Below are 15,257 nucleotides of genomic sequence, written 5' to 3'. Positions count from 1 at the left end.
TGGGGCGCCTCAGCGCCCAGCTCGCTTGACGTCGATGCCCGGCCCCAGGTCGGCGGATGGCGCGGACTGTCGTCGCGTCACAGCGCCAGCGCCGCCATGAAGGTCATGTCGGCCGCCATTCCGGCCGAGCACACGTCCTGGTCGAGCCTCTTTCGCTCCGCTCCCCGCACCGGCAGGACGCGGATGAGCCGAGCGCAGGTCCAGGTCAGGCCGATGACCAGGGCCACCGTGGCCGTCGACCCTCCTCCATGCGCGTGCCCGGACGAAGCGCCGGTGAGAGCAGGCCCGCCGGACGCCGTCAGCACCATGAGGATCGGCATGAACACGAAGTCCTGGATGTGATGACCGGTCTCCGCGCGGCGTATGGGGGAGCCGCAGAGCCAGCCGGCGGTCAGCAGCGCGAGCACCGCGGCGCAGAGGAACCAGCCACCAAGATGCCCGGCCGCCATGCCGAGCGCCATCACGATGTACGGCCACCTTCTCGCGGAACGTACGGAGGGCAGCAGGATCGGGGCGAGTGCCACGGCGCATCCGGCCAGAACGCCCACCGTGTGGAGGAGGGCATGCATTACACCGTCTCCGCTTCCGCCCGCCGGAGACGCGTGGAGGACGCGCTCCTCGCCGTTGTTGCGATCACGCCCTTTGACCGGACGACCCGGCGAGTTGTGACAGAAAGGCGGAGGAGGTTAGTTTTCGCCTGTCTGCTCAAGTTTCTTGACCACATCAGCCGCCTGCGCGTCGTCGCCGTCCTCCTCGAACAGCCGTGCCGCCTCCGCCAATGCCTGGCGGGCCTCCTCGACCCGGCCCAACTCCCGCAGCGCGATGCCCAGGCCGCGATGGGTGTAGGCCAGGGCAGGGGGAATGGAGTGGCTGTTAAGCACGGGCACCGCCTGATGGAAGGCGTCGACCGCCTCCGTCCAGCGTTCGAGCGCGACGTAGGTGAGGCCGAGATGGCTCAAGGCGGCTCCGAGACTGTAGGCGACGATGGCCGGGGAACCGCCGTACGAGGGGTCACGCAACGCGGCCACCAGCGCCAGACTGCGCCGCAGGGCCTCCTGCGTCTGGCCCGCTCGCCGCAGGTTGAGAATGTGGGTCATCCTGGCCTGGGGGTAGCCCTCCAGGTCCGCCGCCCGCAGGAGGAGGTCGGCCGCTCGCCGGCTGTAGTCCACCTCGCGCTCGAGTTTCGCCGGATCGCCGTAGTCAGGCCAGCCGGCGTAGAACAGCGCCCACCCCTGCTGGCGCAGGTCACCGACCTCGCCGGCCAGCTCGAACGCCCGCAACGCCGTCCTCTCCGACTCCTCCATCCGGCCTTCGCACACGGACAGGGCCCAGGACAGATAGTTGAGATGCACCGCCTCCTGCAGCCGGTCCCCCATCGCCCGTGCCGCACCGGAGGACAGCTCGAACACCTCGCGCCAGTGCCCCCATCTCCTCACCTGGTCCGAGAACCAGTGCATGGACTCGGCCACCTCGACCACCGTCCCGTGCGCGTGACGCCGGGCCGCCGAGCGCAGTGCCTCCAGCCAGGCCACGCCCTCCGCCTGCAGCCACTCGCCCGCCGCCTCCCGGCTGTCGAGCGTGACGGCGGAACGCCATTCGGGCGGCGGCGCCCCGTACCCGGGCTCGAACCAGCGCCCGGCGACCACCGCGACCTCCAGCAGCCAGGTCTCCATCCTCCACCGCGCCGCTTCCCGCGCCTCGACCGGATCCTCCTGCTCCAATTGGGCACGGGCGTACAAGCGGACCAGGTCGTGGTAGACGTAGCGGCCGGCGTACGGCGAGGTGAGCAGCCCCAGCTCAACCAGCTCTTCCAGCGCGTCCTCGGCCTCGAACGGGTCCGCCTGCAGCACGATCGCGGCCAACGGTATGCCGAAGTCCGATCCGGCCGCCAGCGCCAGACGCCGGAACGCGATCCTCGCCAGCCCGGACACTTGCTGATATGACAACGTGAACGCAGCGGTGACCGCCAGATCACCTACCGCCAGGGCCTCCAGCCGGCGTCCCTCGTCCTCCAGACGTCCGGCAAGCTGGCCGATCGTCCACCCCGGCCGGCTCTGCAACCGGTTCCCGGCGATCCGTACCGCCAGCGGCAGATTCCCGCACAGCCGGGCCAACTCGGCTGCGCTGTCCGGGTCCGCCTCGATCCGCTGCTTCCCCACGATGGATTCCAGCAGCCCGGCCGCCTCCTCGTTGGAAAGCTCGCTCAACGGGACCTGCCGCACTCCCGCCAGCCCGGTCAGCGAGCGCCGGCTGGTGATGATCGTCATCCCCGGTCCGGACGCCGGCAGCAACGGCTGCACCTGCACCTCATCGGCGGCGTTGTCCAGCACGATCAGACATCGGCGATCGATCAGCAGCTCCCTGTACAGCCTGGCCCGCTCCTCGTCATCACCCGGAATCCGCTGCTCGGCCACACCCAACGCCTTCAACAGCCGCGACAGCACTGCGCCGGGGGCCTGCGGAGCGCTGTCCATGCCCCGCAGGTCCACGTAGAAGCGGCCGTCCGAGAACAGCTCGGCCAGGTGCCGGGCGGCGTGCACGGCCAAGGCCGTCTTCCCGATTCCTGCGGTGCCGGAGATGGTGGCCACCACCGCGGCTTCCCGGGTCCCGGCCTGCTCGGCCAGGTGCCGCAGCAGCTCCAGCTCCCGCGCCCGGCCGGTGAAATCCCCCGCTTCACGCGGCAGCTCGCACGCGCTGGCCACCGGGCCGCTCGGTCGCGGCCGGCCCGCCCGCGCGGCCTCGATCAGCTCCACCCGCCGGGCGTCATCCAGCTGCAACGCTTCGGCCAACGCTCCCACCGTGCGCTTCTGCGGGCCGCGGCTGACACCGCGCTCCATGTCGCCGATGGCCCGCACGCTCACACCGGACGCGTGCGACAGTTCCTCGATCGTCAACTGCGCGGCTTGCCGCAGGCTCCGCAGAAGCAGGCCGAACGAGCTGCTCATCCATCCTCCTTGAAACGGCCCGAACCCCGGGCCATCGAACGGCATGATCCAAACAACTCAGCGCCGAGTGAGCCGCCGGCTGCGCCCGTGTCCTGCCGAGGGAGCCACGGACACCTTTGTCGCCCGTCCGCCATCGAGGTGGAGTCCGTCGGCACATGCGCATCCGGCCACGGACGAAGGATCGGACTCCACTTCGCCGTGCCGGCCGGACAGGCCGTGGCGGCGGGCTCGGCGGACCTGCATCGGCGCGGCTACCAGGTCTGATCGCCGGCTCGGACCAGCATCCCGTTGACGGCGACCCGCCGCGCCCGCGTGACGATATAGCTGATCGCATCCGCGACGTCATCCGGGCGCAACCCTTCGACGCCGTCGATCGGGCGCCGAGCCGCACCCCGGGCGGAGTCCCCGAGACGGTTCTCCTGTCCGTCGTCCACCGCGCCCGGCTCCACCACGCTGACCCGGACCCGTTCGCCGAGCAGCTCCTGGCGAAGCGATTCGGTGAACGCGTTCAGGCCCGACTTGGTCAGGCCATAGACACTGCTTCCCGGACGGGCGACCCGCTCGGCCGCCGAGCCGACGTTCACCAGATCCGCCACCTGCCGGGGGGACGTCGTCGCCGCGTAGATCAGGTGCGGAAGAGCGGCGTGCGTGACGTGGGCCAGACCCGCCACGTTGAGCGAGATCATCTGATCCCACTCCTCGATGGTGGCGTGCAGCGCTGAGCCGAGCAGCCTGATCTCGGCGTTGTTGACCAGAATGTCCAGGCGCCCGAACCGATCCAGCGCGTCCTGCACCATGTCGTCGGCGCGGTCAGCTTCGGTGATATCGGCCTCCAGCGCGACCGCCTCTCCTCCCTGCCGTGCGATGTCGCTCGCGACCCGCACCACACGGTCGCGCCGGTGGGCGACCAGGGTGACGGCCGCACCGTCACCTGCGAGGCGGCGCGCGGTCGCGGCGCCGATTCCGCTGCCGGCGCCCGTGACGAGCGCGACGGCTCCGGCCAACGGCCGATCGTGCATGACTGCCTCATTCCCTCGTCGAGGGCGACACGGAAGCCGCCGTTCCGCCCCGCTCCTCCCGTGCTCGGACGACACGCCGATGCTCGCGTGGCCGGGTTGCGTGTCGCACCACGGAAAGTCACTGGTCTGACGAGACCAGGGTGTCGTGGACGCGTAGCATGCGCGTGCGCACCCGGGCGGCGGGGCGGGCTACGGCGCCGGGAGGTTCCTGCCCAGCGGCTTCACCGTGTGCCGGCTTCGTACGCGCCGCTGGACAGCGCGTCGCCGACCTGCCTTCGGGAGGTGATCTCGAGTTTGGCGAAGACCTTGCGGAGGTGCCATTCGACCGTACGCGGGCTCAGGAAGAGACGGGCCGCGACCTCCGGGTTGGACAGGCCGTCCCGCACCAGCAGGGCGATCTGCCTCTCCTGCGCGGTCAGCTCCGCGCTCTCCGGATCCTCGGTCCCCCGCTTGCGGCGGATGTTCTCCCCTGTGGCTTGAAGCTCGCGACGGGCACGCTCGGCGAAGGCGTGCATGCCGATCGACACGAACATCTCGTACGCGGTCCGCAGGTGAACGCGCGCCTCGGCCCCCTGACGGTTCCGGCGCAACCACTCGCCGTACAGGAGGTGGGCGCGTGCGAATTCAGGACGCAGAGTCGTGCGGCCCAGCCGCTCGATCGCCTCCCGATAAAGATCGTCCGCGGTGTCGTCGTCGGTCAGCAGCGCCCGGCAGCGCGCCAGGATTCCCTGGGCCCAGTCGGTGTCGCACGGTTCCGCCGCGTCCGCCAGCCCTTCGAGCGCCCCGCGGGCGGCCGTGGAATCCCCGACGCGCGCCGCCGCCTCGACGAGCTCGGGCAGCGCCCACTGGGAGACGATCACGTTGGCGCTCTGGGTGGTGGCCTGGGCCGCCGGCAGCGCCAGCCCGTGGCGGGCCAGGCCGTTGTAGAGGACCGCGGCCGCCCACTGGGCCGACGCGACACCGTTCAACTGGCCGCCGGCGCCGGCCTCCTCGATCGTGGCCTCGATCAGCGGCGCGGCCTCGGTCTCCTTGCCCCGCATCGCCACCAGCAGGAGCTGGGTGTGCTGCGTCATCGGCACGCCCGTCGCTTCTGCGACGGCTTCGGATTCGGCGACGAGCGCCGCCGCGGCGGCGAAGTCGCCTCTCAGCGAGCGCGGTACCCCCAACGAGTGGAGATAGAGGGGAAGCTCGGACAGGGCCCCGGCCGCGCGCACCGCCTCGAGCGCCCTGGTGGGGACGTCGGGCATGATCCGGTCCTCCCACAGGAGAGCGCTCACGCCGCAGGCCGCCCAGCCCCATTTCAGCAGGTCCTGCACGGGGTGGTCGGCGATCGCCGTCTTCGCTCGTTGCAACGTGGGCAGCGCGGCCCTCCGGCCGTCGGTGATGAGCAGTGCGTAACCCTCGAGGACGAGGTCGAGGGCGCGCGGGCGACCTCCGGGAGAGGGCAGTTCCCTCATCGCCTGCGAGATGGCCAGGAGGCTGTCCCGGTTGGCGGCGCCGAACGACGCCGAAGCCCAGGCGATGAAGTACGTCTCCCGCGCCAGGTCCATGGCGATGGGCTCCAGCCGCCGCGCGGCCTCCAGCAACATCACCGGCGCCTCGTTGTCGAAGCCGGCCGCGAACGTGATGTGACCGCGTGTCAGCAGGGCTCGCACGCGCTGGAACTCGCTCTGCGCATCCTGGTCGGCGCGGTCGGCGAACTCGCGGGCGGTAGCGATGTCCCCGGCCGAAAGGCTGGCTGCCGCGGCCATCAGGGCCCGTTCGGCGCGCCGCGAGGTGTCGACGGTCAGTGCCATGGAGCGCTGCAGAAAGGCGGCCGCGGCGGCCGGCCCACCGCGTGCCTGTGCCCGGCCGGCGGAGCGTTCGAGCTCGCCGGCGACGTTCTCGTCGGGCTCGGTCGTCGCGGCGGCGAGGTGCCAGGCGCGGCGGTCGGGGTCTGCGTGGGCGTCCGTGACCTCTGCCAGCGCGAGGTGCACCGCCTGACGGTCCACCAGCTTCGCCGACCTGTACACGGCCGATCGCACGAGAGGATGACGGAAGGTCACCCGTACGTCGAACGACAGCAGCCCGTCCGTCCCGCTCGCCAGGGCCGTCGCCGGTTCGACGCCAAGCCGTTCGGCGGCACGCCACACCAGCGACGGATCGCCGACAGGCTCGGCGGCGGCGACCACGAGAAGCAGCCGGGTCTGTTCGGGCAGACCTGCGATCCGGTCGAGGAAGCTCTGCTCGATCCGGCTGGGCAGCGTGTCGACGTCCACGAGGCCGAATCCGCCCGCCGCCTGGGTCATGGTCAGCTCGCGCGGCAGCTCCAGGAGGGCAAGTGGATTGCCCCGGGTCTCGGCCACGAACCGATCACGGATGTGCCGATCGAGCCGGCCGGGCGCCACCGAGTTCAGCAGAGCGTGTGCGTCGGCGGTTTTCAGCCCGGTGACCTCCATCTCCGGGAGTCCGAGCAGGTCCTGAGGCCGCCGGCGCGAGCCGAAGACGAGGGCGACCGACTCCGCCAGCAGCCGCCGGCTGACGAAGCCGAGGACCTGCGCCGAGGCCCGGTCCATCCATTGGGCGTCGTCCACCACGCAGAGCAGCGGAGCGCTCTGGGAGATCTCCGACAGCAGACTCAGTACGGCCAGGCCGACCAGGAAGCGTTCGGGCGGGCTCCCCCGGCGCATGCCGAACACCGTTTCCAGCGCATGGCGCTGTGGTGTGGGAAGGCTGTCCAGCCGGTCCAGCAGCGGGGCGCACAGCTGGTGGAGAGTGGCGAAGGCCAGCTCCATCTCGGACTCGACACCGGCCGCGTGCAGCACCCGCATGCCGATCGCCGCGTGCTCCACGTACGCCAGCAGCGCCGACTTTCCCACCCCTGGCACGCCGTGCACCATGAGCACGCGGCTCTCACCTGCACGGACGGCCGTGATCAGCTCATCGAGGACGGCACATTCCGTCCCCCGCCCGAGCAGCCCCGCGCTCCACCTGCGTTGACCCACGATGCCCCTGCCTTTTGCCCTGATCGCACGGATCTGCATACACCCGGGACCCGTGCCGGGCCAAGTTTCTCGATGTCGGGCGCTGATCTTCGCGTGGGCCGTCCAGGCAGAAGATGATCAGGCGAGGGGACGCAGGCGGACGGGGAGCTCCTGGTGGCCGTTGCTGATGAGGGTGGGCATCGGCCGTAACGTGGCAGCCGGTGCCGCGAGTGACATGGCGGGGAAACGCTCGAAGAGCTGGCGCAGGGCTTCGGCTACTTCGAGGCGGGCCAGGGGCGCGCCGAGGCAGAAGTGCACGCCGTGGCCGAACGCCAGATGGTCCTTCACCTTACGGGTGACGTCGAAGGTGTCGGCGTCCGGCCCGTGCCAGTCCGGGTCGCGGTTGGCGGCCCCGTAGGCGGCGAGGATGGGGTCGCCGGCGGCGATGATCTGCCCGTCGGGCAGTTCGAGGTCGGTGACGGCGAAGCGCAGCGGCAGGTATTTGATGGCGGGCTCGGCGCGAAGGGTCTCCTCCACCACGTCCTCCCAGGCGGCCTGGCCGGTGCGGACGAGATCGAGCTGCTCCGGGGACGTCAACATCGCGAAGACGGCCTGGTCGATGACGTTGACGGTCGTTTCGTACCCGGCGTTGATCATCAGAATCATCGTGTCGCGGAGTTCGACGTCGGTGAATCCGTCGCCACCCGACTCCTCATCACGTGCCGCGATGAGCAGGGAGGTCATGTCGTCGCCGGGGTCGCCGCGCTTGATGGCGATCAGCTGGTCGGTGACCTCGAAGAGGCGTGCGGCGTTGGCCTGGGCCTGCTCGGGGGTGAGGGTGCTGTCGAAGACGTTGTCGACGATCTGGCGGAAGTCGTCCCGCTGCTCCTCCGGTACGCCCATCAGATGGCCGATCACGGCGATGGGCAGCGGGTAGGCCAGTCGCTCGCGCAGGTCCACCACGTGGCCTGGGGGCACCGTGGCCAGGTCGTCGATCAGCTCGGTCACCAGGGATCGGATGGTCGGCTTCAGTTCGGCGACACGGCGTGCGCTGAGGGCGGGGGCGACCATCCGCCGTAGCCTGCGGTGGTCGGCTCCGTACGCGGTGAGCATGCTCTGCACCTCGATCCACAGGGCGAGCGGCCACGTCCTGATCGTCCGCGCGAAGGCCGGGTAGTGAGCACGGCCGTTCTTGGAGACATCGGGGCTCATCAGCAGGCTCTTGAGAAGGGCGGGATCGCTGACCGCCCAGGCTCGCAGGCCGAGGACGTCCACAGGAGTGGCTGGGCCCAGGACGCGCAGGGCCCGATATTCGGCGTGCCGGTCAGCACCGGCGGGGTCGATGACGAACGGGAGCGGCTGGGACATTCTTCTTCTCCTTCAAGCGATAGGCGACGTCTTACGGTGTTGCCGACACAGGGTTGACCGGATAACCCGGGCGATACGTGACAAGCCAGCGAGCACCCGGCCGAGTCGAAGGGATGCGATCTGACACAACTCGCGCGGCTGTCCCTTTCGCAGGCGCTGACCACGAACGAGTCCTGCCATCCAGGGACATTGCTGTCATCCGTAGCAGGCGGATAAGCTGCTCGCCTACGCGTGATGTCTCGCTGGCTGCCTCGACCCTCGTCCCGACAACGGTGAGCAGAGATCCCGGTCACGGCCGCGTGTCCGGCAGATCGGGGGTACGGGCGATGCCGAGTCGTCACGCCGAGATCACCCAGGGCGGGAGCCTGGCGCCGGTCTACCGGGTCGAGCCTGGAGGCGTCGATGCCGAGCCGCCGGCGGGGCGGCGCTGATGGTCGGCAGGCGTCCCAGGACACAGCTGCGCGGCCGGCAGATCGAGTGCGAGGCGCTGAGCCAGGTCATGACCACCGTACGGGGCGGCCGTAGCTCGGTGCTGGTCCTGCGTGGTGAGGCAGGCATCGGCAAGACGGCGCTGCTGGAGTACGCGCGTGACAGCGCGTCCGGCTGCCGGGTGGTCAGAGCGGCGGGTGTCGAGTCCGAGATGGAGCTGGCCTTCGGCGGGCTGCACCAGGTGTGTGTCCCGCTTCTGGATCAGCTCGGCCGCCTGCCGGAGCCGCAGCGTGACGCGCTCGAGACGGCGTTCGGCCTGAGCACGGGCTCTCCACCGGACCGCTTCCTCGTCGGGCTCGCCGTGCTCGGCCTGCTCGCCGCCGCGGCCGAGAAGGAACCGCTGGTGTGCCTCGTCGACGACGTCCAATGGCTGGATCAGATCTCCGCGCAGACCCTCGCCTTCGTCGCGCGGCGGCTGCTCGCCGAGCCGATCGGGCTGGTGCTCGCGGTGCGCCCGCCTGGCCTCGACGCCGAGTTGGCGAGGCTCCCACGGCTCGACGTGGCGCGGTTGAGCGACAGCGACGCCCGCGCCCTGCTGGACTCCGTGATCCCCGGCCGGCTGGATGATCGGGTGCGGGATCGGATCCTCGCTGAGACGCAGGGCAATCCGTTGGCGCTGGTGGAGCTGCCTCGGGGGCTGACGCCGGCGGAGCTGGCCGGCGGGTTCGCCCGTCCGGACGCGCGGCCGCTGACCAGCCAGATCGAGGAAAGCTTCCTGCGGCGAGTACGGTCGCTGCCGCCCCATACACAGCGGCTGCTGGTCATCGCCGCAGCCGAGCCGGTGGGCGACCTGGGCTTGCTGAACCGGGCGGCCGAGCTGCTGGGCATCGACGCGACCGCCGCGTCACCGGCAGAAGCGGCGGGGCTGATCACCATCGGGACCCGGGTGCGGTTCCGTCATCCACTCGTGCGTTCGGCGGCCTATCGGGTGGCGATCCCGGGCGAACGACAGCGGGCGCATCGGGCACTGGCCGACGCGACCGATCCGCGGGCTGATCCCGATCGGCGGGCCTGGCATCTGGCCAACGCGTCGGCCGGCCCCGATGAGACGGTGGCCGCCGAGCTGGAGCGTTCCGCCGAGCGAGCGCGGGTACGCGGCGGGGTCGCGGCGTCGGCCGCGTTCCTGGAGCGGGCGGCCGAGCTGACCCCCGACGCCGCGCGCCGCGGCGCCAGGGCTCTGGCGGCGGCCCAGGCGAAGTATCAGGCCGGCGGATACGACGCGGCGCTCGAACTGCTCGACGCGGCCGAGCTCAGCCCCCTCGACGAACGCCTGCTCGCCCGATCCAGCCTGCTTCGCGGCCAGATCGTCTTCACCTCCAGGAGCGCCAGCGCCGCCCTGCCCCTGCTGCTCGACGCGGCCAGGCGCCTGGAGCCACTGGACGCCGGGGCGGCCCGCGAAACCTACCGTGACGCGCTGTACGCGGCTCTCACCGCCGGCCGGCTGGCGGACGGCGCGCAGATGGCGGACGTGGCCAGGGCCACCCTCGCCGCGCCGCCCGGGCCGCCGCCTGAGCGCAACGACCTGCTGCTGAACGGCCTGGCGGTGGCGACCATCGACGGGTACCCGGCGGGCATGCCGATGCTGCGTCAGGCCATGGCCGCCTTCCGCACCGCGGAACTCTCCACGCAAGAGGGCCTGGGCTGGCTCCCGCTCGCCGCCCGCATGGCGCACAACATCTGGGACTTCGACAGCTATCTGACGCTCTCGGCGAAGCTGGTCGAGATCGTCAGGGAGTCGGGGGCGCTGTCGGCGCTGCCGTCGGCTCTCCTGCTCCACCTGTCGGCCCGCGTGCTGGCCGGCGAACTCACCGCCGCCGACGCGCTGGTCGCCGAGGCGACCACGATCGGCGAGGTGTTGGGCAGCAGCTTCTTCGCCCAGTACGGAGCCCTGGTGGTCGCGCCGTGGCGGGGCGGAGAGGCCGAGACTCGTGAGGCGATCCAGGCGATCACACGGGACGTGGCACTGGCGGGCGAAGGAAAGGTGGCCACCGCCACCCAGTGGGCCACTTCGGTGCTCTGCAACGGCCTCGGCCGCTACGAGGAGGCCTTCGTCGCCGCCTCGCGCGGCGCCGAGCATCCCAAGGAACTCGGCCTGTCCACCTGGTCCATGATCGAATTGGTCGAAGCCGCCGCCCGGAGCGGGCAGCAGGCCCGCGCGGCCGAAGTCGCCGGCCGGCTCGATGAGATGGCGCGGGCCAGCGGCACCGACTGGGCCCTGGGCACCTCGGCGAGCATGCGCGCCCTGGCGGGCGTCGGATCGGAAACCGACGATCTCTACGGTGAGGCGATCGTGCGGCTCGACCGCGCCGGCGTCCGGATCGCGCTCGCCCGCACCCGGCTGCTCTACGGCGAGTGGCTGCGCCGGGAGAATCGCCGTGTCGACGCCCGCGAGCAGTTGAGCCTCGCCCACAAGATGCTCGACCAGATGGGTGCCACGGCGTTCGCCGAACGCGCCCGCCGTGAGCTGCAGGCCACCGGCGAGACGATCCGCAGGCACCCGGACAGGGCGACGACGTCCGAGGTCGCGCTCACCGCCCAGGAAACGCAGATCGCGCGGCTGGCCGGTCAGGGGCTGACGAACGCCGAGATCAGCGCCCAGTTGTTCATCAGCCCGCACACCGTCGAGTGGCACCTGCGCAAGGTCTTCGCCAAGCTCGGCATCGCCTCCCGCAAGCAACTGCGGGGGACTCCGCCTGAAGGGACGACGGCGACGGCCTGACCGGCCTTCCGGCGCGGGGCGGCTGCTTCGGCCACTTCCCCTGGTCGTCCTGGGCGGTGTCGACCGGTTCGTGAGAGCATGATCCGGCCGGCGACGGAGGTCGCCGGTCGGATCGGCGCCGTCAGCCGTTCACGTGGCCGACGGCGTCGAGGATGACAGCGCAGACGGCGTCGGGCTGGGACACCGCAAGCGCGTGCGAGGCGCCGGGCACCAGCCTGGTCCCCCGCGAGCCGGCCCGGTCCGCCATGAACCGGACCGTCTCGGCCGGGATGTTGAGATCGCGCTCGCCGTACACGAACCAGGACGGCAGGGAGCGCCATGCGGGTCGGCCGGTCAGCCCGTCGGTCAGAGCCCGCTCGGTCACCGGCCGCTGGGTCGCCCCCATGAGCGCGGCTTCGTCGGCATCGAGGTCGGCGCAGAACTGCCCGTGGAACTTCTCCTCCGCGATGCGCAACTCGTTGCCTCCGGAGGAGACCGGATATGCCTCCAGCGCGCTGCCCAGGGTGCTGCCCTCGAACTTGGCCGAAAGCAGCAACGCGCTCTCGCCGGAGTCGGGGGCGAAGGCGGCGACGTAGACCAGCGCGCGCACGGCGGGGTTGTCCGCCGCTGCCTGGCTAATCACCATGCCGCCGTAGGAGTGGCCGACCAGGACGACCGGGCTGCCGAGGCCGGCGATCACGTCACGCAGGTACGCGGCGTCGCCCTCGACGCTGCGCAGCGGGTTCGCCACGGCCACGGCCCGCCGGCCACGGCCGTTCAGGAGCTTGATCACGCCGTTCCAGCTGGCGGACTCGGCGAACGCGCCGTGGACCAGGACGACGACCGGTTCTTCCTTGCTGGTCACGACTCCGCCTTTCCGTGGTTCAGGACGGTCTTGAGGACGTCGGCGGCCTGGGCGACGGCAGCGCCGGCCGCGGCGGTCGGCCGCACGGGGTTGAGCATCATGAAGTCGTGCAGGGTGCCGTTGTAGCGGACGCTGGTGGTGGACACTCCTGCCTCGGTCAGCTTGCGTGCGTAGGCCTCGCCTTCGTCGCGCAGCACGTCGTTCTCGTCCACGATCAGGAACGCGGGCGGCAGCCCCTTGAGCTCCTCGGCGTTGGCACGCAGCGGTGAGACGGTGATCTCGGCGCGCTGGGCGGGGTCGGTGGTGTAGGCGTCCCAGAACCAGGCCATGGCCTTGGCCGTCAGGTACGGCCCGTCGGCGAACTCCCGGTAGCTGCCGGTGTCCTGGCCCGCGTCGGTCACCGGGTAGTACAGCGACTGGTGCACGAACCGCACGTCACCGCGCCGCTTGGCCAGGATGGTCAGCGCCGCCGCCATGTTCCCGCCGACCGAATCGCCGGCCACCGCGAGCCGGGAGGCGTCCAGGCCCTCCGCCGCGCCGTCCCTGATGATCCACTGCGCGGTCGCGTACGCCTGCTCGATCGCCACCGGGTATCGCGCCTCCGGTGAACGGTCGTACTCCACGAAGACCACCGCCGCGCCCGCCCCCACGGCCAGTTCTCGCACGAGCCGGTCATGGGTGCCCGCGTTGCCCAGCACCCATCCGCCGCCGTGCACGTACAGCACGACGGGCAGCACTCCGGACGACCCGGCGGGCTTGACGATCTTGACCCGCACGTCCCCCGCCTCGGCCGGCACGACGATCCACTTCTCGTCCACGTCCGGCTTGTCGATCGGGGCCGCCTGCAGGTCGTCCAGCACCTTGCGGGCACCCTCGACCCCCAGTTCGTACAGGAACGGCGGCTTCGAGGTCGCCTCCGCCAGATCCCGTGCGGCCGGTTCCAGAATGTGTTCACTCATGACGTCTCTCCTTGTTCGCGGTCGGTCTCCCGGAAGCCGATCTCCCGGTGAGTGCTGTCACACAGCGGTTTGTTGGCGGAGCGGCCGCAGCGACACAGCGTCACCCGGTTGCGGACCTCCAGCGGCCGGCCGTCCGAGCGCACGACCGGCAGTCCTCCGGTGACCCACAGCGCGCTGGCCAGGCCGTCCTCCTCTTCCAGGACCGCGATGGCCCGCGGGAGGTCGGCCTCGACCGTCTCGCCGCCGCGTTCGAGGGCATAGCTGTAGGAGCCGGAGGCGCAGTGGTCGATGCGGCCCATGACGGCGGCGCGCACGTCACTGTCGCCGGTGTCGGCGAGCATCGAGGCGATCGGCCGGGTACGGCCGAGACAGAAGCCGGTGTGGATGCACAGTTCCCCCACCCGCTGCGCCGAGATCCCCACCCCGTCGTGGACGTGCTGCAGCTCCCGGTACGGCCGCATGGGGGCGTTCTCGGTGCCGTCGAACCCGATCACGGCGTGGGTCCCGTCGCAGAACGGCTTGGCACCCGAATGACCGCAGCGGCACAGCGCGTAGGTCTCCTCGGTTTCCAGAGGCTCGCCGGTCTGCCAGGTCACCGCGTCGTTCTCCGAGGAGACGATTTTGCGTTTGCGCCGGAGCGGTACGCCGCCGTACACGACATACGGGCCGTCGCGCAGGACGACGATCCGCTGCCGACCACCGGGAACGGGCGCCGTGTACTCGAAGGTGGGGCCGTCCGCGCCCGGCATCCTCATCAGGGCCTGGGCTTGGGCCTTGAGGCTGTACATGGTGCCGGTGGCGACCTTGAGCAACTTCGGGCTGCCGTTGAAGGCCTGCTCCAGCTGGTGCAGCATGGCGCAGTAGGTGGTGTTGAACTCGTCCTGGGCGGCGCGGGCCTCGGTGCCGGGGGCGGCGGGCCGCGGGTTGGGCCTCATCGGCAGGATGCCTGCCGGGTCCACCTGGATCGGCTCGCCGGTGGGGCCCGTCCTCGGGGTGTCACCCCGCTGGTAGCGCCGGCCGAGTTTGAGCTCCTGGAAGCGGTAGTAGTGCGCCACCTCGTCCCGGTCGGGGTGGAAGACGTCCGGGTCGCCGTCCCACACCTCACTCGCCGAGGCGCCCTCGCCCTGCTCGACGATCTCCCCCAGCGCGGCCAGCGCCGACTCCAGGCCGTCGACCACGGCCAGACGCCCGGCCGTGTGCCTGAAGTGGGCGGCGCCGACCTGGCGGGCCGGGTCGCCGCAGAAGACGTCGCGCTCCCCGAGCCGGTCGCACAGGTCCCGCAGCCCCTGTTCGATCGCGCCGTAGAACTGCCCGATCGTCTCATAGCCGTCGGCCTCCACCGGCGCGCCTGGCGGCGCGGGCTGTTCGACGCGCATGAACATGTCGAGTGCCTCGTCGCCGAACGGGAGGAGCGCCAGCCTCAGCGAGGGGTCGCCGTGAGGGAGGGGCCGGGGATGCGGCGGGAGCATCCGCGGCGTGTCGAGGCGGGGGCTTCCGCCGACGGCGTTGAGCAGGTTCGCCGCCAGCGCCAGGTGCAGCATCTCTTCGGCGAAGACGCTGCCCACGACCCGAACCGCTTCGGGGTTCTTCTCCGGATCCAGGGAGTACAGCGCGCACAGGTAGGGCGGCAGCGTCGCGTGCTCCAGCTCGATCGCCCACTGGAGATGCTCACGGAGGCTTTCGAGCGTGCGGATCCGCGCCTCAGTCGGCATGGTCGCCCGGCCGGACGTCGTGTTCCAGCGCTTCGACGGCGTCATGGAGACCCCGCAGGCCGATCTGCTCGCGCTGGGCCTCCAGCGGGTCGAACAGCCAGTCGGTGACCGGCGTGGCGGCGGCTTCCTCCGGACGGCTCTCCTCAATCATGACCACTTCGGCCTCGATCACGACCTTGAGCTCATGCAGGAAGTTCGGCTCACTGCTCATGATGGCTCCCGCGTTCGTTGGGTGGATG

General features: G+C 71.0%; 10 protein-coding genes. 1 reads left to right on the top strand and 9 read right to left on the bottom strand.

The genetic code is table 11. From position 1 onward, the window contains the following. Positions 1–77 precede the first annotated feature (77 nt). From KME80_RS01555 to KME80_RS01535, 5 genes are all read right to left on the bottom strand, one after another. Complete coding sequence (locus tag KME80_RS01555; RefSeq protein ID WP_219499346.1) at positions 78–569, bottom strand: hypothetical protein; 492 nt, start codon at positions 567–569, stop codon at positions 78–80. A 117-nt stretch (positions 570–686) separates the two neighbouring features. Then, positions 687–2,945 (bottom strand): XRE family transcriptional regulator, encoded by a 2,259-nt coding sequence (locus tag KME80_RS51595; RefSeq protein ID WP_219499337.1) that lies wholly within the window; start codon positions 2,943–2,945, stop codon positions 687–689. A gap of 251 nt (positions 2,946–3,196) precedes the next feature. Further along, entirely contained in the window at positions 3,197–3,964 is a 768-nt protein-coding gene (locus KME80_RS01545; RefSeq protein WP_219499334.1) for an SDR family NAD(P)-dependent oxidoreductase, read from the bottom strand. 221 nt (positions 3,965–4,185) lie between these two features. Beyond that, a complete protein-coding gene (locus KME80_RS01540; protein WP_219499330.1) occupies positions 4,186–6,987 on the bottom strand; it encodes an ATP-binding protein in 2,802 nt (933 codons plus the stop codon). Between the two features lie 78 nt (positions 6,988–7,065). Next, complete coding sequence (locus tag KME80_RS01535; protein WP_219499327.1) at positions 7,066–8,295, bottom strand: cytochrome P450 family protein; 1,230 nt, start codon at positions 8,293–8,295, stop codon at positions 7,066–7,068. Between the two features lie 430 nt (positions 8,296–8,725). On the opposite strand from KME80_RS01535, the gene KME80_RS01530 reads away from it, so the two are divergent. Beyond that, a complete protein-coding gene (locus KME80_RS01530; protein ID WP_219499324.1) occupies positions 8,726–11,503 on the top strand; it encodes a helix-turn-helix transcriptional regulator in 2,778 nt (925 codons plus the stop codon). 121 nt (positions 11,504–11,624) lie between these two features. Here the strand turns inward: KME80_RS01530 and KME80_RS01525 are convergent, their stop codons facing one another. Genes KME80_RS01525 through KME80_RS01510 form a run of 4 tightly spaced genes read right to left on the bottom strand, consistent with a single transcriptional unit; the run spans position 11,625 to position 15,229 of the window. Beyond that, positions 11,625–12,347 carry an alpha/beta fold hydrolase gene (locus tag KME80_RS01525; RefSeq protein ID WP_219499308.1) on the bottom strand — a complete coding sequence of 241 codons (723 nt, stop codon included), beginning with the start codon at positions 12,345–12,347 and terminating at the stop codon, positions 11,625–11,627. Continuing rightward, complete coding sequence (locus tag KME80_RS01520) at positions 12,344–13,306, bottom strand: alpha/beta hydrolase (protein ID WP_219499305.1); 963 nt, start codon at positions 13,304–13,306, stop codon at positions 12,344–12,346. Before KME80_RS01520 ends, KME80_RS01525 begins: the two co-directional genes overlap by 4 nt. Then, positions 13,303–15,063, bottom strand: coding sequence for a ferritin-like domain-containing protein (locus KME80_RS01515; RefSeq protein ID WP_219499303.1), 1,761 nt, complete (start codon positions 15,061–15,063; stop codon positions 13,303–13,305). The genes KME80_RS01520 and KME80_RS01515 overlap by 4 nt, the downstream gene beginning before the upstream one ends. Then, positions 15,008–15,229 (bottom strand): hypothetical protein, encoded by a 222-nt coding sequence (locus KME80_RS01510; RefSeq protein ID WP_219499300.1) that lies wholly within the window; start codon positions 15,227–15,229, stop codon positions 15,008–15,010. Before KME80_RS01510 ends, KME80_RS01515 begins: the two co-directional genes overlap by 56 nt. Positions 15,230–15,257: the final 28 nt, after the last annotated feature.

Source organism: Nonomuraea ceibae (assembly GCF_019396325.1).
Lineage (GTDB): Bacteria > Actinomycetota > Actinomycetes > Streptosporangiales > Streptosporangiaceae > Nonomuraea > Nonomuraea ceibae.
Note: the sequence above shows the minus strand (reverse complement) of the source record. Positions and strands in the feature narration are given on the sequence as shown.

Coding starts and splice junctions, on each gene's coding strand:
- KME80_RS01520 (WP_219499305.1), bottom strand. CDS start 13,306: ATGAGTGAACACATTCTGGAACCGGCCGCACGGGATCTGGCGGAGGCG.
- KME80_RS01510 (WP_219499300.1), bottom strand. CDS start 15,229: ATGAGCAGTGAGCCGAACTTCCTGCATGAGCTCAAGGTCGTGATCGAG.
- KME80_RS01540 (WP_219499330.1), bottom strand. CDS start 6,987: ATGCAGATCCGTGCGATCAGGGCAAAAGGCAGGGGCATCGTGGGTCAA.
- KME80_RS01515 (WP_219499303.1), bottom strand. CDS start 15,063: ATGACGCCGTCGAAGCGCTGGAACACGACGTCCGGCCGGGCGACCATG.
- KME80_RS01555 (WP_219499346.1), bottom strand. CDS start 569: ATGCATGCCCTCCTCCACACGGTGGGCGTTCTGGCCGGATGCGCCGTG.
- KME80_RS01545 (WP_219499334.1), bottom strand. CDS start 3,964: ATGCACGATCGGCCGTTGGCCGGAGCCGTCGCGCTCGTCACGGGCGCC.
- KME80_RS01530 (WP_219499324.1), top strand. CDS start 8,726: ATGGTCGGCAGGCGTCCCAGGACACAGCTGCGCGGCCGGCAGATCGAG.
- KME80_RS01535 (WP_219499327.1), bottom strand. CDS start 8,295: ATGTCCCAGCCGCTCCCGTTCGTCATCGACCCCGCCGGTGCTGACCGG.
- KME80_RS51595 (WP_219499337.1), bottom strand. CDS start 2,945: ATGAGCAGCTCGTTCGGCCTGCTTCTGCGGAGCCTGCGGCAAGCCGCG.